Annotated in this window: 20 protein-coding genes; 14 read left to right on the top strand and 6 right to left on the bottom strand. The window is 74.3% G+C overall.

The window, feature by feature from the left end; all coding sequences use genetic code 11:
* The first annotated feature begins 111 nt into the window (after positions 1-111).
* The 3 genes from OG618_RS13950 to OG618_RS13940 all read left to right on the top strand — a co-directional run bounded on the left by OG618_RS13950 (position 112) and on the right by OG618_RS13940 (position 4,808).
* Positions 112-1,905 carry a hypothetical protein gene (locus OG618_RS13950; protein ID WP_329487734.1) on the top strand — a complete coding sequence of 598 codons (1,794 nt, stop codon included), beginning with the start codon at positions 112-114 and terminating at the stop codon, positions 1,903-1,905.
* 113 nt (positions 1,906-2,018) lie between these two features.
* On the top strand, positions 2,019-3,749 hold the full coding sequence (locus OG618_RS13945; protein WP_329487733.1) for a restriction endonuclease: 1,731 nt from the start codon (positions 2,019-2,021) through the stop codon (positions 3,747-3,749).
* A 267-nt stretch (positions 3,750-4,016) separates the two neighbouring features.
* The gene (locus OG618_RS13940; protein ID WP_329487732.1) at positions 4,017-4,808 is read left to right on the top strand and encodes a ZIP family metal transporter; all 792 of its coding nucleotides are present in this window, start codon (positions 4,017-4,019) and stop codon (positions 4,806-4,808) included.
* Positions 4,809-4,890: 82 nt separating this feature from the next.
* On the opposite strand, the gene OG618_RS13935 is transcribed toward OG618_RS13940, so the two are convergent.
* Entirely contained in the window at positions 4,891-5,796 is a 906-nt protein-coding gene (locus tag OG618_RS13935; RefSeq protein ID WP_329487731.1) for a LysR family transcriptional regulator, read from the bottom strand.
* A gap of 106 nt (positions 5,797-5,902) precedes the next feature.
* On the opposite strand from OG618_RS13935, the gene OG618_RS13930 reads away from it, so the two are divergent.
* Positions 5,903-6,844 carry an EamA family transporter gene (locus OG618_RS13930; protein WP_329492102.1) on the top strand — a complete coding sequence of 314 codons (942 nt, stop codon included), beginning with the start codon at positions 5,903-5,905 and terminating at the stop codon, positions 6,842-6,844.
* On the opposite strand, the gene OG618_RS13925 is transcribed toward OG618_RS13930, so the two are convergent.
* Positions 6,735-7,361, bottom strand: a complete 627-nt coding sequence (locus OG618_RS13925) for a MarR family winged helix-turn-helix transcriptional regulator (RefSeq protein WP_329487730.1) — start codon at positions 7,359-7,361, stop codon at positions 6,735-6,737. The genes OG618_RS13930 and OG618_RS13925 overlap by 110 nt on opposite strands.
* 176 nt (positions 7,362-7,537) lie before the next feature.
* Here OG618_RS13925 and OG618_RS13920 point away from each other — a divergent pair, with 176 nt between their 5' ends.
* Both OG618_RS13920 and OG618_RS13915 read left to right on the top strand, forming a co-directional pair.
* Positions 7,538-7,882: a DUF2218 domain-containing protein gene (locus OG618_RS13920; protein ID WP_329487729.1), complete on the top strand. Its 345-nt coding sequence runs from the start codon at positions 7,538-7,540 to the stop codon at positions 7,880-7,882.
* A 611-nt stretch (positions 7,883-8,493) separates the two neighbouring features.
* Complete coding sequence (locus OG618_RS13915) at positions 8,494-9,165, top strand: signal protein (RefSeq protein WP_329487728.1); 672 nt, start codon at positions 8,494-8,496, stop codon at positions 9,163-9,165.
* A 295-nt stretch (positions 9,166-9,460) separates the two neighbouring features.
* On the opposite strand, the gene OG618_RS13910 is transcribed toward OG618_RS13915, so the two are convergent.
* Together OG618_RS13910 and gabT are read right to left on the bottom strand one after the other, a co-directional pair.
* Positions 9,461-10,099: a phosphatase PAP2 family protein gene (locus tag OG618_RS13910; RefSeq protein ID WP_329487727.1), complete on the bottom strand. Its 639-nt coding sequence runs from the start codon at positions 10,097-10,099 to the stop codon at positions 9,461-9,463.
* A gap of 506 nt (positions 10,100-10,605) precedes the next feature.
* Positions 10,606-11,961: a 4-aminobutyrate--2-oxoglutarate transaminase gene (gene gabT / locus OG618_RS13905; RefSeq protein ID WP_329487726.1), complete on the bottom strand. Its 1,356-nt coding sequence runs from the start codon at positions 11,959-11,961 to the stop codon at positions 10,606-10,608.
* Between the two features lie 300 nt (positions 11,962-12,261).
* On the opposite strand from gabT, the gene OG618_RS13900 reads away from it, so the two are divergent.
* From OG618_RS13900 to OG618_RS13890, 3 genes are all read left to right on the top strand, one after another.
* Positions 12,262-14,292 (top strand): ATP-binding protein, encoded by a 2,031-nt coding sequence (locus OG618_RS13900; RefSeq protein ID WP_329487725.1) that lies wholly within the window; start codon positions 12,262-12,264, stop codon positions 14,290-14,292.
* A gap of 136 nt (positions 14,293-14,428) precedes the next feature.
* A complete protein-coding gene (locus OG618_RS13895) occupies positions 14,429-15,997 on the top strand; it encodes a PucR family transcriptional regulator (protein ID WP_329487724.1) in 1,569 nt (522 codons plus the stop codon).
* 243 nt (positions 15,998-16,240) lie between these two features.
* Entirely contained in the window at positions 16,241-17,683 is a 1,443-nt protein-coding gene (locus OG618_RS13890) for an aldehyde dehydrogenase family protein (RefSeq protein ID WP_329487723.1), read from the top strand.
* Between the two features lie 122 nt (positions 17,684-17,805).
* On the opposite strand, the gene OG618_RS13885 is transcribed toward OG618_RS13890, so the two are convergent.
* A complete protein-coding gene (locus OG618_RS13885) occupies positions 17,806-18,471 on the bottom strand; it encodes an NAD(P)H-binding protein (protein ID WP_329487722.1) in 666 nt (221 codons plus the stop codon).
* Positions 18,472-18,539: 68 nt separating this feature from the next.
* Between OG618_RS13885 and dxr the strand changes: the two genes are divergently transcribed.
* From dxr to OG618_RS13860, 5 genes are all read left to right on the top strand, one after another.
* Positions 18,540-19,784, top strand: coding sequence for a 1-deoxy-D-xylulose-5-phosphate reductoisomerase (dxr, locus tag OG618_RS13880; protein WP_329487721.1), 1,245 nt, complete (start codon positions 18,540-18,542; stop codon positions 19,782-19,784).
* A gap of 55 nt (positions 19,785-19,839) precedes the next feature.
* Positions 19,840-21,144 (top strand): M50 family metallopeptidase, encoded by a 1,305-nt coding sequence (locus OG618_RS13875; RefSeq protein ID WP_329487720.1) that lies wholly within the window; start codon positions 19,840-19,842, stop codon positions 21,142-21,144.
* Between the two features lie 140 nt (positions 21,145-21,284).
* Positions 21,285-22,445 carry a flavodoxin-dependent (E)-4-hydroxy-3-methylbut-2-enyl-diphosphate synthase gene (ispG, locus tag OG618_RS13870; RefSeq protein ID WP_329487719.1) on the top strand — a complete coding sequence of 387 codons (1,161 nt, stop codon included), beginning with the start codon at positions 21,285-21,287 and terminating at the stop codon, positions 22,443-22,445.
* A 137-nt stretch (positions 22,446-22,582) separates the two neighbouring features.
* A complete protein-coding gene (locus tag OG618_RS13865) occupies positions 22,583-23,458 on the top strand; it encodes a GNAT family N-acetyltransferase (protein ID WP_329492101.1) in 876 nt (291 codons plus the stop codon).
* A 55-nt stretch (positions 23,459-23,513) separates the two neighbouring features.
* A complete protein-coding gene (locus tag OG618_RS13860; protein WP_329487718.1) occupies positions 23,514-24,089 on the top strand; it encodes a GNAT family N-acetyltransferase in 576 nt (191 codons plus the stop codon).
* Here OG618_RS13860 and OG618_RS13855 read toward each other — a convergent pair.
* Positions 24,062-24,979: an aminoglycoside phosphotransferase family protein gene (locus OG618_RS13855; RefSeq protein WP_329487717.1), complete on the bottom strand. Its 918-nt coding sequence runs from the start codon at positions 24,977-24,979 to the stop codon at positions 24,062-24,064. The genes OG618_RS13860 and OG618_RS13855 overlap by 28 nt on opposite strands.
* Positions 24,980-25,066: the final 87 nt, after the last annotated feature.

Below are 25,066 nucleotides of genomic sequence, written 5' to 3'. Positions count from 1 at the left end.
TCCGCTCCGGGCTGTGGCGTTTCCTGGGCAAGGATCCGGCAAGAACCGGACGAACACACCCCCATCGATGGAGGACGACAGACCCCACCACCGCACCACGGAGGTATGCGCATGACCTCAGACCGTTCCTCGTCGCCCGCCCGCGCCGGTCTGCCCGGCCCCAGGGGCCTCGCGACGCCCTATCGGATGACCGTCACCACCGCGCTCCCGCACGCCGACGCCGTGGCCCTGGCGGACCAGCGCCTCGCCGCCTGGCTGAAACACGAAGGCTGTGAGGAGCCCCCGCCGGCCGCCCACCGGTCCGTCGCCGCCGAGGCCGCCGAAGTCCCCGCCGAACGCCTGCGCCTGGGCGACCGGGTCCTGCTCGACCGCGACGGCGGTCCCCTGCGGGGCGGCCCGGGGGCCGGGCGCTACGACCGCCGCCGGCTGCGCACCCCGGCCCCGCACGGCACCCACCAACTCACGCTGACCACGGCGACCGGCTCCGACGGCCGCACCTGGGTCCGGCTGGAGGCCGAGACGCACACCACCGGCACCGGGGTACGGACGCCGTGCCGGGTGCCGGTGCCCGAACTCGCCTGCAGTCTGCTGCCGCTGCTGGACGCCACCGACGGCCCGGCCGCCGTCCAGTCGGCGCCGAGGGTGCTGACCGCCGCCGAGGTCGACGGCCTGATCGACGCCCTCTGCGATCCGGAGCGCCGGCTGCCCGTCGTGGTGGCGAGCGTCCCGGTCAACCACGACCTCGACCGCTGGGTGGAGGACGTCGTCCGCCCGCTCTGCCGCCAACTCCCCGGCCTCGCCACCACCTACGTCCTGGATCCGGGCGCCCGTACCGAGTTCAACGTCGCACTGGAGTACCACACCGTCTACGGCGGGGCGGTGCGCACCTATCAGCCCGAGGTCGATCCGGCCTCCCGGTCGGACGGTGCGCGGCATCCGGTGCTGGCCCGCCACCGGATCGAGGAGGACCTGCGCCGGGCGGCCGGGCTGCTGGCCCGCGAACCGCGCCGGCTCGCCGCCGAGCTGCCGCTGCCGGCACCGCTGGCCGCCGTCCCGGTGCTGCGGGTGCCCGCGACCGCGGCCCGTCCGGGCACCGGCCCGGAGGACGCCACCGCCCGGGCCGAGCGGGCGGCGCTCGCCCACGAGGAGCAGCAGGACCACGCCGAGCAGCAGGCGAGGGCCGACGAGCTGGAGCGGGTGCGGCACAGCCTGCGCCGGGAGCGCCGCCGGGGCCGCCGGGTGCCGTCGGCGGCCGACGAGCCGCCGGGCGGGTCGGTCACCGGGCCGCGCCGGGGCGTCCAGTCCCGCGGGCCGGCCGGTCGGCTCTGCGTCGGCCCGGGTTCGGCGGGGCGCCGCCCGGCCGCGCCCGGGGCGGGCAGCAGACCGGGCTCACCGGGCGCTCCCGGGTTCCGGGCGGTGCCGGACAGCTTCACCGAACTGATGGCCCGGTTGGACGAGTTCCCGCTGCTCACCTTCACCGGGGACCAGAAGAGCGCGCTCGCCCTGGACGACCTGCGGTGCGCCGGGGCCGGCTGGGCCCGGCTCACCTGGGGCGGTCTGACGTCCCTGCAGGAGTACGCCGAGGCGGCGGTGCGCGGCGAGGCGGGCGGCGACTTCAAGCAGTGGTGCGAGCACACCCCGGCCGGCCGCCACCGCTTCCCGCCCCGCAAGGCGGTGCGCGGGGAGTCGCGGACGGTCTTCAGCCACACCAAGTGGAAGCGCGAGCGGATACTTCCGGTACCGGAGTGCGTGGACGCCTCCCGGCGGGCGTTCATGGGCGCGCACCTGCGGATCGGCGGTGGGCGGACGGCCCCGCGGCTGCACTACCTCGACGACTGTTCGGGCAGTGGCCGGATCTATGTCGGCTACATCGGCCTGCACCTGACCAACACCCGGACCAACTGAGAGGCTTGGCTGACCGGTGCGCCCGTTCGGTGGACAATGTCCGGCAGGGGCGGCCCGTAGGCTCGCCGGCCGCCCCGGGCAGGCGCCGGACGAGCATGGGGGAACCGCGACCGATGCAGCACTCAGCAGACGGCCAGCCCGACGGCGCCGTGATGGCCCCCCAACCCGGCTTCCTGGCCTCGGTCTTCCGTGACCTCGGCGTGAGCGGCCCGGACGGTCCGGACGGATCCGACGGATCGTCCGGGCCTGACGGGCCTGACGGTCCGTACGGGCTCGACGGGCCACCCGGCTCGCCGGGCCCGGCCGACCGGGCGGCCGGCGGTCATGGCGGCCGGGACGGCCTGAGCGGCGCGGCCGGCCTGACCGGCCCGGAGGACGCGGACGAGGCGGTCGCCGCGCACACCCGGGCCGCCGCGCTGACCCACCACCGGTCCGTCACCGTCCGGGCCGAGCACGAGCGGCTCGCGGACCTCCTGCGGCGGGCCGCGCTGCCCGTCTCGGCGATGGACTTCGAGAGCCAGCTCCGCCACTACGAGCCGAGGCCCTACCCGGCCACCGGCCCGGGCGGCGGCGAGGCCGACGCCGAACCGCGCTGGGAGGACTACGCGCCCGAGCGGCCGGCCGGGGCCGACCCCGACGAGCCGCCGACCCGGCGACTGCTGGACTCCGGCTTCCAGCGCGAGCTGGCCCAGGCCCGGCTCACCCACCAGCGTGCCCTCCGGGAGTGGCGCACCCGGCGGGCCGGGGCCGACCGCCCGGCCGAGGACGAGTCGCGGCGGGTCCACGAGCAGGCCGAGCAGGCCAGGGCCCGCGCGGTCCGCGAGTACAACGAGACCCTGGAGGAGTGCCGGCGGGCATACCGGCTGGCCGAGCCGGCCGCGGTCGAGTCCCTGCTGGAGCGGGCGCTGGCGGCCGCCGAGACGGCCACCCAGGACGTACCCGCGCCCTGCCGGGCGGTCTTCCGCCCGCTCACCCGCACCGCCGTGCTCGACCTCGACCTGCCGTCCCTCGACCTCGTGCCGTCGCTGACCGGGTACCGGCTCGCCCCGGACGGCGAGATACTCCCGGTGCCGCGCCCGCCGGCCGACCGGGCCACCGACTACCTGCGGCTGGTCGCCCGGCTGGCCCTGCGCGCGCTGCAGGCCGCCGATGCCGTCGATACCGACGAGATACTGGCCGGGGTGGTGCTGAACGGCTGGCTGCGCGAGTCCGCCGGAGCGGAGCCGCTCTGCCTGGTGAGCGTGGACGCCGACCGCGACGCCCTCGCCCGGACCAGGCTGCTGCCGGCGGCCGCCCCCTACGAGGAGCACGACGGCGAGGGCGTCTACGCGGACGCCGAACAGGACGAGGCACTGGTCCGGCTGCGCCAGCTCGGCGCCGCCGTGACCCCGGACCCCTACGCCAGGGCGGGCGTCGAACCGGCCGCCCTGGCGGGCGCCACCGTGCCGTCCGCGCCGGACCTCTCGGCGAACGAGTTCGCCCACCTGGTCCGCGAACTGCTCACCCGCGGCGGGCTGGAGCAGTGGAGCGTACGACTGCGCGGCCCGGCGGGCCTGGTCGCCACCGGGGAGGGGGCGGCGGGCAGCGCGCTGCCCGGGCGCTGGGTGGTCTGGGCCTCCCGCGGGTCCGGGGCGGTGGGCGAGGAGGAGATCAGGACCTTGGCGGAGGCCGTCCGCGAGGAGTCCGCCGAGCACGGTCTGCGGCTGACCACCGGCCGGTTCACCGACGAGGCGCTCGACCTCACCGGCGAGGACGGGCACCAGCACATCCATCTGGTCGACGGCGACGGCGTGCGGGAGCTCGCCCGCGCCCACCTCGGGCTGCCGCTCGCCTCCGGTCACTGAACGGGCCCGGTCGGGCCGCGAGCCTGACAGGTGCCCGGGTGCTCTCGTGGCTCACCCTCACGGACCGTCCGGCGGGCGGCGCCCCGGGCACCGGGCGAGGCTGGGGGGCACCGGCACCGGGGCGTTCCCGGCCCGGGTCGTCCGGCACCGTTCGGCGGTCGGCCCCGGCGAGCCACCGGGGCACGGGACGCCCGGGGGTTGCCCGGGACGCTCAGGACACGGGGGAGGCGAGGGGATGCGTAGGGTCTCCGGTACGGGGGAGGTGGGATGACCGCGATCCTGGTCGCCGCCGGCGCCTTCCTGATGACGCTCATCGGTGGCTACGTCGCCCAGCGCACCGGTGACCGGCGCCATCTGGTGCTCGGGTTCGCCGCCGGGCTGATGCTCGGGGTGGTGGCCTTCGACCTGCTGCCGGAGGCGCTGCACCAGGCGCCCGGGGAGATCCACGGCGTCCCGCAGGCGCTGCTGATGTTCGCGGCCGGGTTCCTGGCGATCCACGTCGTCGAGCGGGCGGTCGCCATCCACCGCGGCCACGAGGGCGAGTACGCCGCGCACACCCACGGCCACCAGCACGTCCACACCCGTGCGCACGCCCAACCGGCGGTCGCCGAGGGAACGTCCGCGCCGGGGATCGGGCTGACCGCGGCGCTCGCCCTGGTCGGCCACAGCGTGATGGACGGCTTCGCGATCGGCGCGGCCTTCCAGGCCGGGACCACCGTCGGGACGGTGGTCGCCGTCGCCGTGGTGGCCCACGACTTCGCCGACGGCTTCAACACCTACACGATCACCCGGCTGTACGGGAACGACCGCCGGCGGGCGCTGACCCTGCTCGCGGCCGACGCGCTGGCACCGGTGACCGGCGCCGCGATCACCCTGCTGTTCACCATCCCCGAGCAACTGCTCGGCCTCTACCTCGGGTTCTTCGCGGGTTTCCTGCTCTACCTGGCGACCTCCGACATCCTCCCCGAGGCGCACAGCCCGCACCCCTCGCGCGCCACCCTGCTCTGCACCATCCTCGGGGTGGGCTTCATGTGGCTGGTGATCGGGTTCGCCGGCTGAACAGCCGGACCCGGGCAGTCCGGGCAGCCCGGGCGGCCGCGCACCCGGCCCGGGCGGCCCCTCACCCGGGCCGGGCCCGCGCTCACGCCGCCAGGGCGGCCCACCGGTCCCGCATCGCGGCCAGAGCCTCGGTGATCGCCGGCCGCCGGGAGGCCTGGGCGCGCCAGAGCGCGAACACCCGCCGGGCCGGCTCCGGCACGACCGGCCGGGCGACCACCCCCGGCGGCAGGGCGCCCCGGCCGAGCCGCGGCACCAGCCCCATCCCCAGACCCGCCGCGATCAGCGCGATCTGGGTCTCGAACTCGCCGACCTGGTAGCGCACGTCGGGCTCCTCTCCGACCTCGCGCAGCGTGCGGACCAGCCAGTCGTGGCAGATGTTGCCCGGCGGCACGCTGATCCAGCACTGCCCGCGGAGCCGCTCCACCGGGACCACGGCCTCCCCGGCCAGCGGGTGCGCGGCGGGCAGCAGCAGGTCCACCGGGTCCGGGCCGAAGTCCAGCCGGACCAGGCCCTCCTGCACCGGCAGCGGCACGGTCGGCCAGTCCTGGACCAGCGCCAGGTCCACCTCGCCCCGGGCCACCAGCTCGGCCGCCGGGTACGGGTCGCTCTCCAGCAGCCGGACGTCCAGGTCGGGGCAGCGCTCGCGCAGGGCGGCGAGCGCGCCCGGCATCAGTCCGCGCGCGCCGGTGGCGAAGGCGGCCACCAGGAGCCGCCCGACCGCCCGGCCGCGCTGCTCCTCCAGCCGCACCTGGGCCTGTTCCACCAGGCCCAGCACCGCCTGCGCGGTGACGGCCAGCTCGCGGGCGGCGTCGGTCAGCACCACGCCCCGGCCCTGACGCTCCAGCAGCACCGTCCGGGTCTCGCGCTCCAGTTTGGCGATCTGCTGAGAGACCGCCGACGGCGTGAAGCCGAGCGAGGCCGCCGCCCCGCCCACCGAACCGTGCACGGCCACCGCGTGCAGCGCCCGCAGGCGTCCCAGATCCATCATGCAGCAATGCTAAATCCCGCCCTTCAGAATTCATCGCTGGTGCTACATGGTTGGTGGCGGCCATCCTCGACCCATGACCGCAACACCGGCCGCCCCCGGCGGCAGCATGAGACCGCGTCACATCGCGCTGGCCGTCCTGGTCGCCGCCGTCTGGGGCCTCAACTTCGTCCTGATCCACGTCGGCCTGGAGAACTTCCCGCCGCTGCTCTTCTGCGCCCTGCGCTTCGCGGTGGTCGCCGTCCCGGCGGTCTTCTTCGTCGGCCCGCCGCGCGTGGCGTGGCCGTGGGTCCTCGGGGTCGGCCTGGTGCTCGGGGTGGTCAAGTTCGGACTGCTCTTCCTCGGCATGCACGCCGGGATGCCGGCCGGGCTCTCCTCGCTGGTCCTGCAGGGCCAGGCGGTCTTCACCGCACTGTTCGCCGCCGTCCTGCTGGGCGAGCGGCCCGGCCCGCAGCGCCTGGCCGGCCTCGGGATCGCGCTCACCGGCATCGGACTGAGCGCCGTCGACCACGGCGTCGGCGGCCCGGTCGGGGCCTTCGTCCTGGTCGTCCTCGCCGCCGTCGCCTGGGGGCTGTCCAACGTGCTGACCCGCAAGGCCGCCCCGCGCGACGCGCTGCGCTGGATGGTCTGGGTCAGCGCCGTCCCGCCGCTGCCGCTGCTCGGGCTCTCGCTGCTGGTCGAGGGCCCGGCCGCCGACCTGCGGGCTCTGCGCGACCTCACCCCGGCCGGACTGGGCGCGATCGGGTACGTCGGACTGGTCTCCACCCTGTTCGGCTTCGTCGCCTGGAGCTTCCTGCTGCGCAGCTACGACGCCACCACGGTCGCGCCCTACTCGCTGCTGGTCCCGGTGTTCGGGATGTCCTCCGCCTGGCTGCTGCTCGGTGAGCGGATCGGCCCGGTGGTCGGCTGCGCGGCGCTGCTGGTGATCGCCGGGATCGGGATCACCGCGCTGCGCCCGGGGGCGCTGTCCGGCGCGGCGGCATGGTGGCCGCGTACGCGCTCTCGGCGGAGCGCAGCGCTCGCAGCAGGGCGTCCTGGTCGGCCGGGTTGATCGGGCCGAAGTACTCCTGCGCCACCTCGTGCCGGACCTGCCCGATCCGCTCCACCGCCGACCGGCCGGCCGTCGTCAGCACGATCCGGACGGCGCGCCGGTCGGCCGGGTCCGGGGTGCGCTCGACCAGCCCCGCCTCCTCCAGCGCGTCCACCACGGTGGTGGCCGAACGGGGGGCGATGTGCAGCCGCTCCGCCAGGTCGCCCAGGCGCATGGCGCGGTCCGGCAGCTCGCAGCCGGGGGCGTGCGCGAGGGTGCGCAGGGCGCGGCCCTGACCGGGGGTGATGCCGAAGGGCTCCAGGCGCTCGCTGGTGAGGCGGCGGATCCGCTTGATCGCCCTGGTCATCGCGTCGGCGAGCTCGGCGGTGGTGTCCTGGGCCGCGGTGTCCTGGGCCGCGGTGTCCTGCACTGCGGTGCCGTCCGGCGCGACGGTGAGGTCCCGGGCCGCGGCGCCGTCCCGGGCGGTGCCGGGGCCGGTGGAGGAGCTCCCCGCGTCGTCGGTCGGCGTGGTGGTCATGGGGGCTCTCCTCGGCAGGTGTCGACCAAGGGTATCGGCCGGTCCGGGGGCGGGAGCAGGGCAGGACGCGCCACGGACGAGGGCTCCGTAAAGTTGTTGAGTCTGGCTCACTATCTGGGTTAGCTTGGTTCCGAGTGAGGGCAACCTAAGTTCCCTCCCGTGATTCTGGAGGGCCCGTGCCCCGTTCCGAAGCCCGCGTCGCCACCGACCGGTCCGCCCGCTACGCCAAGCAGCTCGCCGCCCACATGGGGCGCAAGATCGAAGCCGAGTGGTCGGAGGAGACCGGTCGCGGCACCCTGACCTTCGGCCGCGGCACCGCCACGCTGGAGGCCGCCCCCGACGCCCTGCTGCTCACCGTCGAGGGCGAGACCGAGAACCTGCCGGGCCTGGAGGACGTGGTCGGCCGTCACCTGGTCCGCTTCGGTGCCCGCGACGAGCTGGTCGTCAGCTGGCAGCGCGACAACGGCGAGCCCGGCCTCGTCCAGCGCAACGACGAGCCCGCCGAGCCCGCCGAGGGCTAGCTGATTGATTCCAAGGGTGGTGACGGTCCTGAAGGTTGACCAACCCCTGCTCAGGCGCTGGGCAAGCTGCTCTCTTGATTTCCCATCCGACGCCTGGGCCGCCTTTCGGCGCTGCCGGCGCCAGCGCCGGGGGCAAGTTGACGCTCTGACCTGCGGCCACCGCTGTTCGACAGTGTCTTCGTACCCAATGGCGACCAACGGTGGCCGGAGCCCGGGGCTTTACTGAGGTCGGCGCTTCAGAGTGACCAGGTCGTCACGAAGCAGCTGACGCCGTCCACGGGGCCGGCGTACAGGAGGCGGTGGGTGGTCAGGTCTCAGTCGGCCCCGTCCAGGAGCTGCCAGGGCGAACGGCCCGACGCCTCAGCTCACGAGCGAGGCGCGCGTCCGGGTTCGGGTTCGGGAAGAATCCGTCCTCCTGAGGCGTGTTCTCAGCAGCGGGCGCTCACGGCCGAGCCGTCGGGCTGACCCGGCGCCGGGCAGGGGCCGGGCGGACGTCTGGTCTGCGGACGGCGTCCGGGAGCGCTTCGACAACGGGGATGCGGTCGGCGGGGGAGCTGGTGCCGGACACCGGCTCGTCGCGGGTCGCACACCATGTCGTAAGGTTTCCGATCATGCTTGCAAGACGACTGGCCGGCCTGCTCGTCGGTGCCCTGGCCCTCACCACGGCCTGCACCTCCGCTCCGGCAGCCGACAGGACCGCGCAGCCCGCACCCCCGGCCACGGACGAGCCCTCGCCCGAACCGAGCACCCCGCTCGCTGTACAGAGCCTCACCTCGCCGGAGCTGCAGTCCCGCTGGTGGAACTGGGCCACCGCCACCGCGGAGGACCGCAACCCGGTCCTCGATCAGGACGGCCACCTGTGCGGCCAGGGCCAGGAGGACGGCATCTGGTTCCTCGCCGGTACCACCGGCGGCGCGGCCACCCGCACCTGCACCGTCCCCGTCGGGGTGCCGGTCGTTTTCCCGCTGGTGAACCTGTTCGGCGAGTCCGCAGACTGCCTGGAGTTCATGAACGCCGCCAAGGGAAGCGCCACCCTGGACGGACGCTCCCTGACCCCCGAGGAGCTCGGTTCCACCCCGATCCGGATGAACCCGCGGAAGGGCAACCCGTTCACCACCACGGCCGGCCCCCTCAACACCTGGTCCTGCGGCCTCTGGGTCCGGCTGGACCCCCTCACCCCCGGCAGCCACGAGCTGACCCTGCGGGGCGAGTCAGGCACCTTCTCCACCTCCGTGGACTACCGCCTCCAGGTCGCCCGGCCGACCCCCACCAGCGCGGTCTGACCGTTCACTAGTTGCGGCACGGGGAGCGAGGACGGCCGCCGACCGTGAGCCGAGGGGACCTGACCAGCTGGCCCGGTGCACCCCGAACCCCGTGTGTCGCCGGAACTCACTGTCCCGGCCGCCTGGAAGTGGCCGGGAATTGCCTTCTTGGGGCACGCCTGAACTGCGGCGAATCCTTCAGCAGGTCGTCGGTCATCACATAGAGTGCGGCCGCGAGGGAGTCCAACTCTGTCTTCACACGGTGACGGTGGACTCCCCCTCCCACACGCGCAGGCGATCCCTCGGAATCGATCATCTAGGGGTGGCGCCGGGAGCCGCGGCCGTTCCGGGCCGGTGGCAGCCCGGCGAGCGCCCGGAGCACCAGCCCGCCGAGGCACCAGCCGGCCACCACGTCCAGCAGCCAGTGGTAGTCGCTCCACACCAGCCCGAGGCCGACGCCGGCCGCGAGCAGGGCGGCGGCCGCGTACAGGCGGCGGCGGGCGCGGGCGCCGGCGGTGCGGGCCAGCAGGAACGCGGCCACCCCGTAGGAGAGGGTCGCGGTCGCCGTGTGGCCGGACGGGTACCAGCCCCACTGGTCCGGCGCCAGGGGCATCCCGAACGGCCCCGGCCGGGCGAACGCGGCCTTCGCCGGGACGACCAGCAGTGGGATCAGCCCGGTCGTCAGCACCGCGATCAGCGCCGGCAGCCACGGGCGCGCCGCCCCGGCCCGGCGGGACCGCCAGGCCGCCGATGCCCCGGCGGCCAGCAGGACCGGGATCGCCGGGACGGAGCTGCCGAGGTCCGAGAGGGCCTCGCCGAGATGGTTGAGCAGCGTGCTGTGGAGGTCGTGCCGGGTCTCCCGGACGCCGTGGCGGACCCAGCGGTCCAGTCCGAGCAGCGGCCCGTCGACGGCCACCTGCCAGGAGATCAGCACCAGCACGGTGGCCAGCGCCACCGGCAGGGCCGCCGATCCGGCCGGGCCCGCCAGGCGCTCCGGAACGCGAAGTGGCCGCCCCGGAGCAGGGGGGAGAGCTCCGGGGCGGCTCTGATGATCGCCGTTCCGCGCGCCCCGGGGGGTATGGGTCGGACGGTCGGTCGATCGGCCTTCGGTGTGCGCCGGCCCTTGCGGGTCGGCCTGGTTGTCCTCGCGGGCGACCTGCGGATCCGCCGGTGGGGGCGGTGCCGCGGACGGGTCCGCCAATGGCTGGGGCTCGCTGTCCATCTGTCATGACACTACGTCAACGGCCGCGGCGCACTGAGGAGCTTCAGCGATTCGGCACAGCATCTTCACCCCTGGTGGGCGGTGCGGCGGCCCGCCCCGCACACCAGGACGAAACCGCCCGTAGCGACCGAACGGCCCGTGCGGACGAGGTGTCCGCACGGGCCGTTCGATGCTGTCCGGAATCCCTCCGGCGGGTCGGTGTCACCCGGTCACGGGCGGCCCGGTGGGGGCGCCGCCGCTCAGACGGTGGCGAAGGCGTTCTCCAGGATGTCCAGGCCCTCGTTCAGCAGGTGCTCCGGCATGACCAGCGGCGGCAGGAAGCGCAGCACGTTGCCGTAGGTGCCAGCGGTCAGGACCACCAGGCCCTCGGCGTGGCACGCCTTGGCGATGGCCGCGGTGGCCTCCGCGTTCGGCTCCTTGCCGCCCGGCTTCACCAGCTCCACGGCGATCATCGCGCCGCGGCCGCGGACCTCGCCGATCCGCACCGAGTCGTGGTGGGCGAACTTCTCCTGCAGGGCCCGCAGACGGCCGAGCATGATCTCGCCGATCCGCTGCGCCTTGCCGTTGAGGTCCTGCTCCTTCATGGTCTCGATGGCGCCCAGCGCGGCCGCGCAGGCCACCGGGTTGCCACCGTAGGTGCCGCCCAGGCCGCCGGCGTGCGCGGCGTCCATGATCTCGGCGCGACCGGTCACCGCGGCCAGCGGCAGACCGCCGGCGATGCCCTTCGCGGTGGTGATCAGGTCCGGGACGATGCCCTCGTCGTCACAGGCGAACCACTGGCCGGTGCGGCAGAAGCCGGTCTGGATCTCGTCGGCCACGAAGACGATGCCGTTGGCCTTGGCGTACTCCACGATCGCCGGCATGAAGCCCTTGGCCGGCTCGATGAAGCCGCCCTCGCCCTGGATGGGCTCGATGATGATCGCGGCGACGTTCTCGGCGCCGATCTGCTTGTTGATGATGTCGATCGCCTGGGCGGCGGCCTCGGCGGCGCAGTTCTCCGCGCCGGTCAGCCAGCGGTACGGGTAGGCCACCGGCACCCGGTAGATCTCCGGCGCGAACGGACCGAAGCCCTGCTTGTACGGCATGTTCTTCGCCGTCAGGCCCATCGTGAGGTTGGTGCGGCCGTGGTACCCGTGGTCGAACACCACGACGGCGGTGCGCTTGGTGTGGGCGCGGGCGATCTTCACCGCGTTCTCGACCGCCTCGGCGCCCGAGTTGAACAGCGCGGTGCGCTTGTCGTGGTCGCCCGGGGTCAGCTCGTTCAGCTGCTCGGCCACGGCCACGTAGCCCTCGTACGGGGTCACCATGAAGCAGGTGTGGGTGAAGGCGGCCAGCTGCTCGGTCGCCTTGGCCACCACGGCCTCGGCGCTGTTGCCGACGTTGGTCACGGCGATGCCGGATCCGAAGTCGATCAGCGAGTTGCCGTCCACGTCCTCCAGCACGCCGCCGTTGGCACGGGACACGTACACCGGCAGGGTGGTGCCGACGCCGGCCGCCACCGCACCCAGCTTGCGGGCCTGCAGCTCCTGCGACTTCGGACCGGGGATCGCGGTGACCAGGCGGCGCTCCTGCGGGAGCGGCGTTGCGGCGCTCATGGGTTTCTCCAGACTTCTCGGCTCGGTGCTTTGCAGGCTACGGCGGCCCTCCCCGGCCGGGCATGCGCCACTCGGTAGCACTGGGCCGTCCGACTTGTCCGGGGCGGCCAGCGCAGGGAGTGCGACTACCGGCAGCCCACGCTCCACTACATTGAGCGCGGGCGTGTCGCCGGTGCGGCGGCATGGGTATGGCGGGACCGACGGTGGTCGGGCCGGGCGGGCGAGGGAGCGGGGCCGTACATGGGACTGGACGGGGCACGGGGCCACGGCGAGCGGACCACCGCCGCACCTGCGACACCCATGCCGCACCAACGTCCCGGCCGCCCCGCGGCACCCCCGCCCTTCGACCTCGCCGCCTGGGTCGCCGCCCCCCGCCCCGACGCCGCCCCGGGCGTCTACCGGCAGGGCTACGACCAGGTCGACCCCGACCGGGCGGACGACGCCAAGGTCCCGACCTGGCCCCTGCTGCTGAGAGCGGGGCTGAACGCGGTGGTGGGGTGGTTCGCCTATCTCTACGGCACGCAGTTGACGACGTACGTACTGGTCTGGTTCGGCGGGCAGACCGGCATCGGTCCGCTGGCCGAACCGTCGCAGTCCGAAGCGATGTTCACCCTGCTGATCGTCAACGTGCTCGTGCTCGCTGTCGTGATCAAGGTGTTCGGCCGGATGGGCCGCTGGCCGGAGGTGTGGCGGCGGTATGTGGCGCCGTTGATGGCGCGCACGGTGACCACGGAGGAGCCCGCCGAGGAGGGCGTGGCGGTGCAGGCCGAGTGGGCGCGTGACCCGTGGGCGGCGCTGCGGCTCGGCGGGGCGGCCGCGGCGGCGGGCCGGCTGGACGGCGAGCCCGTCGGGGACGTCGACTACGTGCGGATCCAGCGGGCCTGGGAGTCGGCCCAGGCCGACCCGGTGTTCGTGCCGGCCTTCGTCGAGCAGGTGGCCGCCCGGGGCGCGGCGGCGTTCGCCCACCCCTCCGAGGCGCGCGAGCTGGCCGGGCGGGAGGAGCAGCACGATCTGCTGCTGGGCCAGGTGCGGCTGGGCACGGCGCAGGACGTTCCGAAGAACCCGTTGACGCACCGGGCGGCCGGTTTCGCGCTGGATCCGTCGCTGCTGGGCACCTCGTTGCTGGCGGTCGGCCCGGCGGGCACCGGGAAGACCGCGCGGCTGGCCCGGCCGGTCGCCGAGGCGCTCTGCCTCCAGGCGCTGGCCGGTACGGCGTGCGCGGTGGTGATCGGTGCGGCCGACGCGGAGCTGGGGCCGGATGCCTGGTACGACGTGGTGATCGCGCCGGGGGACCGGGGCTCGGCGTACGGGCTGGACCTCTACGGGGCGGTGCGGGATCCGGACGAGGCGGCCGCCCGGCTGGCCGAGGCGCTGCTGCCGGACGAGCTGACGGCCCGGGCGGAGACCGCCCGGACGGCGCTGCAGCAGGTGGTCGGCCCGTTCCACGCCGGGTTCGGCCGCTACCCGGCGGTGCGTGAGCTGCGGGCGCTGCTCGGCGGTGAGCCGGAGGCCCTGGAGGCGCTGGTGAAGGCGCTGCGCGCGGCGGGCCGGCTGGCGGCGTACGAGCGGGACCTGGAGTACCGGGAGCGCCAGCGCGGCCGGGCGGACGACCCGGGGGCGCTGCTGGCGGACCGGCTGGCCCTGCTGGACCGGCCGGCCTTCGAGGGGGCGTTCGCGACCGACGGTACCGGTCGGCCGCCGTTCGCGATGCGGGTGCTGGACCACCCGCTGCGGGTGCGGGTGAAGCTGCCCGAGCGCAGCCACCCGGAGGCGGCGCGGATTCTGTCGCGGCTGCTGGTGGGCCAGTTCGTGCAGGCCGCGGCGGCCCGGGAGGACCGTTCGCTCTTCGCCGGCCTGGTGGTCGACGACGCGTCGACGGCGTTGGACGCGCACATCGTCCGGGGGCTGCAGCGGCTGCGCGCGGCCAACGCCGGCGCCGTGCTGTTGCTGCGGACCCTGGTCGATCTGCCCGAGGCGCTGCGGGCGCCGCTGTTCGGGGCGGTCGGCTGCCGGATGGTGTTCCCGGGGATCGCGCCGTGGGACGGCCGGATGTTCTCCGAGGCCTGGGGCACGCACCTGGTCCGGGAGACGGCGGTGACGCACGCGCCGGACACCTCGGGCGGGCTGGTCCGCCGGGCCGGGCGGCTGGGGCGCAAGGCACTATCGGGGACGACGGCGCAGACCGAGTCGGTGACCACCCGGGACGTGGAGCGGCTGCGCTGGTCGCCGTCGGACCTGGCGCACGCGTTGCCGGCGGGCCATGCGGTGATCTCGCTGACCGCGGTCTCGGGCGAGCAGGTGCCGCCGCTGCTGGTGGACCTGCGGGGCTGAAGCTCGCCTCCGAGGTGGATTCGGCAGTGCCGGTTGTCCGGAGCGTCCATAATGAGGGGAGAGACCCCCACCAGACTCCCCAGCCCTCTCCTCGCCCGGCCGCAACGGCGCGGTCAGGTCGTCCCCCGAAGGTGCCATGCCTCCCACACTCGCCTCCGTCGTCCGCAACACCTCGCTCCATCTGACGGTCCTCGCCGGTGCGGACCACCTGGAGCGGCCGGTCCGCTGGGTGCACACCAGTGAGCTGGACGACCCGACGCCCTTCCTCGAAGGCGGTGAGCTGCTGCTCACCACCGGGATCAAGCTGGGCCGCACCGCGGCCGGGTTGCAGGCGTACGTGCACCGGCTGGCCGACGCGGGCGTGGTGGGGCTGGGCCTCGGTGTCGGCCTGTCGCACACCGAGGTGCCGCAGCCCCTGGTGGACGCGGCCGCCCAGCGCGGGCTGCCGCTGCTGCGGGTGCCGGAGCCGACGCCGTTCATCGCGATCAGCAAGGTCGTCTCGGCGGCCCTGGCCGCCGAGCAGTACGAGGCGGTCACCACCAGCTTCGAGGCGCAGGAGGAGCTGACCCGGGCGGCGCTCGGCAAGGACGGCACCACGGCCGTGGTGCGCCGGCTGGCGGCGCGGCTGGGCGGCTGGGCGGCGCTGTACGACGGCTCGGGCGCGCTGTCGGTGGTGGCCCCGGACTGGGCGGCCCGCCGGGCCGGCCGGCTGGCGGCCGAGGTGGACCGGCTGCGCCGGCGCCCGGCGCCGTCGAGCGCCGCGCTGCAGGGGCGTTCGCCGGGGATAGACACCGCGGACGAGGACTACGTGGTGGTCCAGTCGCTGGGGGCGGACCGCCGGGCCCGGGGCTTCCTCGCGGTCGGCACCGAGGACCGGATCACCCCGACCGAGCGGTACGTGCTGAACGCGGCGGTGGCGCTGCTGACCCTCACTCTGGAGCGCTCGCGCGAGCTGCGCCAGGCGGAGGAGCGGATGGGCGCGGCGCTGCTGCGGATGGTGCTGGCGGGCGAGGTGGCGACCGCCCGGCAGGTGGCGGCCGGGCTCTTCGGCGGTCTGCCGGAGGGGACGGTCCGGGTCATGGTGGCCGGTGCCGGCCAGGGAGTGGACGCCACGGAGGCGCTCGGCGAGCTGGGCGACCGGGCCGAGCAGGCCGGCGCCCGGGTGGGGGAGAAGCTGCTGGTGGCGCGCGAGGAGGGCGGCACGCACGGGCCCCGGCTGATGGTGCTGGCGCTGGACAACGGTGCCGTGCACCGGGCCTGCCTGGGGGCGGTGGAGGAGCACGAGGGCCTGTCGCTGGGGGTCTCGGCGCCGGCCGCGCTGGAGGAGGCGGGTACCGCGAACGCGCAGGCCGAGCGGGCGCTCGCGGTGGCGCTGCGCGGCGGCCGCCGTGCGGTGGACCACGAGGAGGTGGGCGCCGGCTCGCTGCTGCCGCTGCTGGGCGAGGACGCGGTGACGGCGTTCGCGGAGGGGCTGCTGCGCCCGCTGCGGGACCACGACCGGACCGCCCGCGGCGACCTGGTGGCGTCGCTGCGCGCCTGGCTCTCCAGACACGGCCAGTGGGACGCGGCCGCCGCCGACCTGGGCGTGCACCGGCACACGCTGCGCTACCGGATGCGGCGGGTCGAGGAGTTGCTGGGCCGCTCGCTGGACGACACCGACGTCCGGATGGAACTCTGGCTGGCCCTTCGCTCCGGCGAAGAGTAGGCGAGGAGCAGCGGAGCAGTGGCCGAGTAGCGGAGCAGCCGCCCGGCGGGCGACATCCGGCCGCCCCGCCCACCCGGGCGGCGGAGCACCGGAACCCGGCCCGTCCGCTGGACGGGATGGAGTGAGCGCGGGGGCGAACGCTACTCCGTGGCCAACCCGGTCGGCGCGCCGCCGCCCCTACCCTCGGTTCTGGTTCCACGTCCGTGGGGCCGTGAGGACGACGAGGAGAGGGCCGGTACCACGGTGACCACCACGTACGATTTCTGGCTGGCCGGCCGCCGGGCGAGCGGCGACGCCGACTTCGAGGTGCACAACAGCTGGGACGGCCGCCTGGTCGGCAAGGTCAGCGTCCCCACCGAGGCCCAGGTCGAGGAGGCGCTGGACGCCGCCGTGGCCGCGCTGCCGGTGTTCGCCGCGACCCCCGCGCACGTCCGTGCCGCCGCGCTGGACCACGTGGCCAAGCGCCTGGCCGAGCGCACCGAGGAGATCGCCCAGCTGATCACCGCCGAGAACGGCAAGCCGATCAAGTGGGCGCGCGGCGAGGTCGGCCGTGCCGTCTCCGTCTTCCGCTGGGCCGCCGAGGAGTCCCGCCGGACCAACGGCGAGACGATGCGGCTGGACACCGACCCGGGCGGCGTGGGCCGTTTCGCGGTGGTGCGCCGGTTCCCGCGCGGCGTGGTGCTGGGCATCGCCCCGTTCAACTTCCCGCTGAACCTGGTCGCCCACAAGGTCGCCCCGGCGATCGCGGTCGGCGCCCCGATCATCCTCAAGCCGGCTCCGGCCACCCCGCTCTCCGCGATGGTGCTGGGCGAGATCCTGGCCGAGACGGACCTGCCGGCCGGCTCCTGGAGCGTCCTGCCGGTGCCGAACGACCGGATGCCCGCGCTGGTGCAGGACCCGCGTCTGCCGGTGATCTCCTTCACCGGTTCGGACAAGGTCGGCTACCAGATCATGGACTCGGTGCCGCGCAAGCACACCACTCTGGAGCTCGGCGGCAACGCCGCGGCCGTGGTGCTCGCCGACTGGTCCTCCGAGGCCGACCTCGACTGGGCCGCCACCCGGATCGCGATGTTCGCCAACTACCAGGGCGGCCAGTCCTGCATCTCGGTGCAGCGGGTGATCGCCGACGCGTCGGTGTACGACGCGCTGGTGGAGAAGGTGGTGGCCAAGGTCGAGGCGCAGGTCACCGGCGACCCCAACGACGACGCCACCGATGTCGGCCCGCTGGTCGACGAGAACGCCGCGAAGCGGGTGGAGTCCTGGGTGGACGATGCCGTGGCCAAGGGCGCCAAGGTGCTCACCGGCGGTACCCGTGCGGGCGCGACCTTCGCCCCGACCGTGCTCGCCGAGCTGCCCGCCGACGCGATCCTGGCCAAGGCCGAGGTGTTCGGCCCGGTGCTGTCGCTGCACCGGGTGGACGGCACCGACGAGGCCTTCGCCGCCGTCAACGACTCCGCCTTCGGCCTGCAGGTCGGTGTCTTCACCCGTGACCTGCAGACCGCCTTCCGCGCCCATCGGGAGCTGGAGGTCGGCGGTGTGATCATCGGCGACGCGCCGTCCTACCGCGCCGACCAGATGCCGTACGGCGGGGTCAAGGACTCCGGCGTCGGCCGCGAGGGCGTCAAGTACGCGATGGACGACTACACCGTGGAGAAGGTCCTGGTCCTCACCGGCCTCGACCTCTGATCCCGAACGATCCCGAACGATCCCGAAGGGCTCCCGGCACGCCGAGGGGCCCGAACGGCCCGAGGGGCCCGGTACCGCCGCGCTGCGGCGGTACCGGGCCCCTCGGCGTGTCCGGGGAAGGTTCAGACCCGGCCGGCCGCGGCCGCGACGGCCTCCGCCACGGAGGCGTTGCCGGCGACCAGCTCCAGCGTCTGCCCGGCGGTGCCCGCCTCGTGCAGCAGCTCGGCCAGCACCGCCGCCACGTCGGCGCGGTCCACCGCGCCGCGTTCGACGGAGGGGGCGAGCCGGACCAGGCCGGTGCCCGCGCCGTCGGTGAGCCGGCCGGGGCGCAGCACCGTCCAGTCGAGCGCGGTACGGGCGCGCACGGCGTCGTCGGCGGCGCCCTTGGCCCGCAGGTAGGTCTCGAAGACCGGGTCGGCCGGGTAGTGCGCCTGGGCGTCGGCGCCCATCGAGGAGATGATCAGGTAGCGCCGGACCCCGGCGAGTTCGGCGGCGTCGGCGAGCAGGACGGCCGCGTCGCGGTCGACGGTGTTCTTGCGGTCGGCGCCGCTGCCGGGGCCGGCGCCGGCGGCGAAGACCACGGCGTCGGCGCCCGCCAGCAGCCGGGCGAGTTCGGGGGCGGTGGCGCTCTCCAGGTCGAGCAGCAGCGGCTCGGCTCCGGCGGCGGCCAGGTCCCCGGCCTGTTCGGGGCGGCGGATGAGGCCGGCGGGGCGGTCGCCGCGCTCGGCGAGCAGCCGTTCGAGCTTGAGCGCGATCTGTCCGTGGCCTCCGGCGATGACGGTACGCATGGCTCCGACGGTAGCGGGGACGCGTCCCGGCGTCCTGTGGAGTCCGGCCGGCAGGACACAATGGGCGCATGACTTCGCTCGCCCACCCGCAGCTGCGCTTCACCCCCGTGGTGAAGGACCCCTCCGCTCCCCGGGAGCTGGTGATCCTCGGCTCGACCGGTTCGATCGGCACCCAGGCCATCGACGTGGTGCGCCGCAATCCGGACCGGTTCCGCGTGGTCGCCCTGTCGGCGGCCGGCGGCCGGGTGGAGTTGCTGGCCGAGCAGGCCCTGGAGCTGGGCGTGCACACCGTGGCGGTCGCCGACCCGGCGGCCGAGCCCGCGCTGCGCGAGGCGCTGGCCGCGAAGGCGGCGGGGCGTCCGCTGCCCGCCGTGCTGGCGGGCCCGGACGCGGCCACCGAGCTGGCCGCGATGGAGTGCCACTCGGTGCTGAACGGCATCACCGGGTCGATCGGCCTGCGCCCGACACTGGCGGCGCTGCGGGCGGGCCGGGTGCTGGTGCTGGCGAACAAGGAGTCGCTGATCGTCGGCGGTCCGCTGGTGAAGGCGGTGGCGAAGCCCGGGCAGATCGTGCCGGTGGACTCCGAGCACGCCGCGCTGTTCCAGGCGCTGGCCGGCGGCACCCGCGCCGAGGTGCGCAAGCTGGTGGTCACGGCGAGCGGCGGCCCGTTCCGCAGCCGGACCCGCGAGCAGCTGGCGGGGGTGACGCCGCAGGAGGCGCTGGCGCACCCGACCTGGGCGATGGGGCCGGTGGTGACGATCAACTCGGCCACCCTGGTCAACAAGGGCCTGGAGGTGATCGAGGCGCACCTGCTGTACGACGTGCCCTTCGACCGGATCGAGGTGGTGGTCCATCCGCAGTCGGTGGTCCACTCGATGGTGGAGTTCACGGACGGCTCCACGCTGGCGCAGGCCAGCCCGCCGGACATGCGGATGCCGATCGCGCTGGGGATGGGCTGGCCGGACCGGATCCCGGACGCGGCGCCGGCCTGCGACTGGACGAAGGCCGCCACCTGGGAGTTCTTCCCGCTCGACGACGAGGCCTTCCCGGCGGTCCGGCTGGCCCGCGAGGTGGGATCGCTCGGCGGGACGGCGCCGGCGGTGTTCAACGCGGCGAACGAGGAGTGCGTGGAGGCCTTCCTGAAGGGCCGCCTCGCCTTCACGGGAATCGTGGACACTGTTGCCAAGGTCGTGGCCGAGCACGGACAGTACGACAGCGGGCGGGCCGCGGCGGGAACTTCTCTGACCGTCGAGGACGTCCTGCACGCGGAGGACAGGGCCCGCGCCCGGGCCCGCGAGCTGGCGTCGGGCTGACGGTTCCCGGCGGACGACCGGACGACGAGCGGAGCGCAATGACGGAGGGCCTGCGGTGGCAACGGTTTTGACGGTGGTCGGCATCCTGGTCTTCGCGATCGGGTTGCTGATCTCGATCGCCTGGCACGAGCTCGGCCACCTCTCCACGGCCAAGCTGTTCGGCATCAGGGTGCCGCAGTACATGGTCGGGTTCGGTCCGACGGTCTGGTCCCGGAAGAAGGGCGAGACCGAGTACGGCGTCAAGGCGATCCCGCTGGGCGGGTACATCCGGATGATCGGGATGTTTCCGCCCGGTGCGGACGGGCGGATCACCAAGCGCAGCAGTTCGCCCTGGCGGACCATGATCGAGGACGCCCGGGAGGCCTCCTACGAGGAGCTCCAGGAGGGTGACGACAGCCGGCTCTTCTACACCCGCAAGCCGTGGAAGCGCGTCATCGTCATGTTCGCCGGGCCGTTCATGAACCTGATCCTGGCCTTCGGGCTCTTCCTGACCGTGATGATGGGCTTCGGCGTCTCGATGACGGTGCCGACCATCGGCACCGTCGCGCAGTGCGTGGTCAAGGCCGGCCAGCCGACCGACAGCTGCCCGGCCGACGCGCCGAAGACCCCCGCTGCCCAGGCCGGGCTGCGGCCGGGCGACAAGGTGGTCTCCTTCGACGGCGACCGGATCGGCGACTACGACCAGCTCCAGGCGGACATCCGCCGTTCGGCCGGGAAGACCGTGCCGGTGGTGGTCGAGCGCGAGGGGCAGCAGCTCACCCTCACCCCGACCATCGCCGTCAACGACGTCCAGAAGTACGACGGCAACGGCATGCCGGTCAAGGGCGAGACGGTGCAGGCGGGCTTCCTCGGCTTCACCCCGACCAGCGGTGTCGTCCGGCTCGGCGTCGGGCAATCCCTCGACCGGATGTACGACATGGCCGAGAGCGGTGTGAAGTCGCTGGTGGCCCTGCCGGGCAAGATCCCGGGGCTGTGGAACTCGGTGGTGGACGGCGCCCCGCGCGACGTCGACTCGCCGATCGGCATGGTCGGCGCCGCCCGGGTCAGCGGCGAGGTCTTCTCGCTCGACATCCCGGGCACCCAGCGGATCGCGTACTTCGTGAACCTGCTGGCCGGCATCAACCTGTCGCTCTTCCTGTTCAACATGCTGCCGCTGCTCCCGCTGGACGGCGGCCACATCGCCGGCGCCCTGTGGGAGTCGGTGCGCCGCCGATTCGCAAGCCTGTTCAAGCGGCCCGACCCCGGTCCGTTCGACGTCGCCCGGCTCATGCCGCTGGCCTACGTCGTGGCCAGCGTCTTCATCGGGTTCACCCTGCTCGTCCTGGTCGCCGACCTGGTCAACCCGGTCAAGATCAGCTAGTCGCCCGGTACGGCTGGTGTGCCCGGGGCCACCGCCGTGCCGTACCGTTGGGGGCCGGGCGCGCGTTTCATCGGCGCGCCCGGCCCAGGCCGTCGAACGGCCGGACCGACCACACCTCAACCCCGGGGAACCCTGCGCACATGACCGCGATCTCGCTCGGTATTCCGTCCCTGCCGCTCAAGCCGCTCGCCAAGCGCCGAGTCTCCCGGCAGATCATGGTCGGCAACGTGCCGGTCGGCGGCGACGCCCCCGTCTCGGTGCAGTCGATGACCACCACGGTGACCTCCGACATCAACGCCACGCTGCAGCAGATCGCCGAGCTGACGGCCTCGGGCTGCCAGATCGTGCGGGTCGCCGTACCGTCCCAGGACGACGCCGACGCCCTGCCGATCATCGCGAAGAAGTCGGGCATCCCGGTCATCGCGGACATCCACTTCCAGCCGAAGTACGTGTTCGCCGCGATCGACGCCGGCTGCGCCGCGGTCCGCGTCAACCCGGGCAACATCAAGGCCTTCGACGACAAGGTCGGCGAGATCGCCAAGGCCGCCAAGGGCGCCGGCGTCCCGATCCGGATCGGCGTCAACGCCGGCTCGCTGGACAAGCGCCTGCTGGAGAAGTACGGCCGGGCCACCCCCGAGGCGCTGGTCGAGTCCGCGCTCTGGGAGTGCTCGCTCTTCGAGGAGCACGACTTCCGCGACATCAAGATCTCGGTCAAGCACAACGACCCGGTCGTGATGATCAACGCCTACCGCCAGCTCGCCGCCGCCTGCGACTACCCGCTGCACCTCGGGGTCACCGAGGCCGGTCCCGCCTTCCAGGGCACCATCAAGTCCGCGGTCGCCTTCGGCGCGCTGCTCGCCGAGGGCATCGGCGACACCATCCGGGTCTCGCTGTCGGCCCCGCCGGCGGAGGAGATCAAGGTCGGCAACCAGATCCTGGAGTCGCTAGGCCTTCGCCAGCGCGGTCTGGAGATCGTCTCCTGCCCGTCCTGCGGCCGCGCCCAGGTCGACGTCTACAAGCTCGCCGAGGAGGTCACCGCCGGCCTGGAGGGCATGGAGGTGCCGCTGCGCGTCGCGGTCATGGGCTGCGTCGTCAACGGTCCGGGCGAGGCCCGCGAGGCCGACCTCGGGGTCGCCTCCGGCAACGGCAAGGGCCAGATCTTCGTCAAGGGCGAGGTCATCAAGACCGTCCCCGAGTCCAAGATCGTGGAGACCCTGATCGAGGAGGCCCTCAAGCTGGCCGAGCAGATGCAGGCCGAGGGCGTCGAGTCCGGTGCGCCGACCGTGACCGCCGCGGAGTGACCGGCGGGCAGTAGTTTCCGGAAGCGGGGCCGTCCGTGCGCGGACGGCCCCGCGGCCGTAGCCGGGTGGGGCCACGGAGTAGGGTGCGGCCAGAGTCGTCTCAGTGAGGTGCTGTCTCGATGCTCGATCGAGGTGTGATGCTCCCCAGCTCGTTCCAGGCCGTCCGCGCCCTGGCGACCACGCGCGTCCTGGAGGCCTCCGACCTCGCGGACACCCTGGCGGTGCTCCGGCGCGATCCGGTCGCCAACGCCTTCGTCGCGACCAGGGTGGAGGCCGTCGGGCTGGACCCCTGGCGCCTCGGCGGCGAGATGTGGGGCTGGTACGACGAGCGCGGTGAGCTGGACGCGCTCTGCTACGCCGGCGCGAACCTGGTCCTCGTGGACGCCGGCCCGCAGGCCGTGCAGGCCTTCGCCGAACGGGCCCGCCGCCAGGGCCGCCGCTGCTCCTCGATCGTCGGCCCGGCCGAGGCCACCGCCGCCCTCTGGGCCCTGCTGGAACGCAGTTGGGGACCGGCCCGCGAGGTCCGCGCCCACCAGCCGCTGCTCGCCACGGCCGTGCCGTCCGCCGAGATCGCGCCCGACCCGCTGGTACGGCGGGTGCGGCGGAGCGAGATCGAGACGCTGATGCCGGCCTGCGTGGCGATGTTCACCGAGGAGGTCGGGGTCTCCCCGCTGGCCGGTGACGGCGGGCTGCTCTACCAGGCCCGGGTCGCCGAACTGATCTCCACCGGGCGTTCGTTCGCGCGCTTCACGGAGGACGGTCAGGTCGTCTTCAAGGCCGAGGTGGGGGCCGTCACCGAGGGCGCCTGCCAGATCCAGGGCGTCTGGGTCGACCCGGCCCACCGCGGCCGCGGCCTCTCCGAGACCGGCATGGCCGCCGTCCTGGACATCGCCCTGCGCGAGGTCGCCCCGGTGGTCTCGCTCTACGTGAACGACTACAACCTGCGGGCCCGCGCCGCCTACCGCCGGGTCGGCTTCCGCGAGGTCGGGGCGTTCATGAGCGTGCTGTTCTGAGCTCCTTGCCGCCTCCGCCCGCGTGGGGGGCCGGACGGGTAGTAACGTCCGGGGCATGGATCAGCTGACCGGGGTGACGATCGAGGCCATCGACCTTGCGGCATGGGCTCCGCAGGCGCTCGACGTCCAGGCGGTGGCGTTCGGGCTGACCCCCGAGGAGGTCCTGGTCCGGCTGCACATCGTCGGGCGGCACGCCCAGCAGCCCGGGGTGATCGCGCTGGGCGCGCTCAGCGGCGGCCGGCTGGTCGGCTTCGGCTACGGCATGCCGAACCGCCGGGAGCACTGGTGGAGCACCGTGATCCAGCCCTATCTGGAGGCCGGCGGCCACGGCGCGTGGCTGGACGAGGTCTTCGCGATCACCGAACTGCACGTGCTGCCCGAGTTCCAGGGGCAGGGCATCGGCTCCACCCTGATCAGGACCCTCTGCGCGCGCTCCGGGCTGTCGCGCACCATCCTCTCCGCGATCGACGCCGAGACGCCCGCCCGCCGGCTCTACCGTTCGCTCGGCTACCGGGACCTCGCGCGGGCGGTGCACTTCCCCAACACCGAGCGCCTGTACGCGGTGATGGGCGCGGAGCTGCCGCTGCGGGGGACCGGACCGGCTCAGAGCGCGCCGGCGAACTCCAGGTAGAGCTCGGCGTCCTCCCGGCGGCCCGCGGCCAGGGCGCGCAGGCCGAGGTCGGCCGCCCGGAACAGCGTCCAGCCGCGCAGCCGGTCCCGGTCCACGTCCAGGGCGTCCGCGAGCTGGTGCAGCCGGCGGCGGACGGCGGCGGGGACGCCAGGGGAGCCGACCAGGGTGTCCGCCCGGTCCAGGGCCAGCCGGGCCAGGTCGTAGGCGCGTTCGCCGACCAGCGGCCGGGGGTCGATCGCCAGCCAGGGCGCGCGGTCGGCGGCGAGCACGTTGCCGTGGTGGAAATCGCCGTGCAGCAACACCTCCTCGTCGGCCGAGGCGCAGAGCCCCTCGGCAACCGCCAGCGCCTCGGTGACCAGCGGGGCGGCCTCGGCGGCGCCCGGCAGCGCGCCGCGCCGGCGCAGTCCGGCGGCGGTCGTGGCCGTCCGGTCGGCGAGGGTGGCGAAGCCGTGGTCGCCGGGCGGCTCCACCCAGAGCCGGTGGAGCAGGCTGGTGGCCTCCAGCATCGCCTTCGGCTCGGCCAGCGAGCGCAGCGGGATGTCGCCGTGCAGCCGCTCCAGCAGCAGCGACCCCTCGGCGGGGTCGGCGGCCAGCAGCAGGACGGCGCCGCGGCCGGCCCACTGGGCGAGGGCGGCGTGCTCCCGGTCGGTCTCCGGGGTGACCAGCCCGGTCTTGAGGACGGCGGGGCTCAGGTCGTCGCGGTGCACGTAGGCGATCAGGCTCAGACTGCCGCCCGGGTCGGCCACCCGCTCCAGGGTGAGGTCCCAGCGTGCCAGCCCGGCGCCGACCCGGGCCGGCAGGCCCGTGAGCCAGTGCCGGCCCTCCTCGTCCGCGCCGACGCTGCGCGCCAGCCATGCGGGGACGGTGATCTGCCCTGGTGCTCCCGACATGCCGGCCTTCCGGTTGTGCTTCCCCCGTGGTGCTACCCGTCCATTGTCGGCCATGGCGGTGAAACCGCAGGTCAGCGATTCGGGGTG

The organism is Kitasatospora sp. NBC_01246 (assembly GCF_036226505.1).
GTDB lineage: Bacteria > Actinomycetota > Actinomycetes > Streptomycetales > Streptomycetaceae > Kitasatospora.
This window is presented reverse-complemented; position numbering and strand designations above follow the sequence as displayed.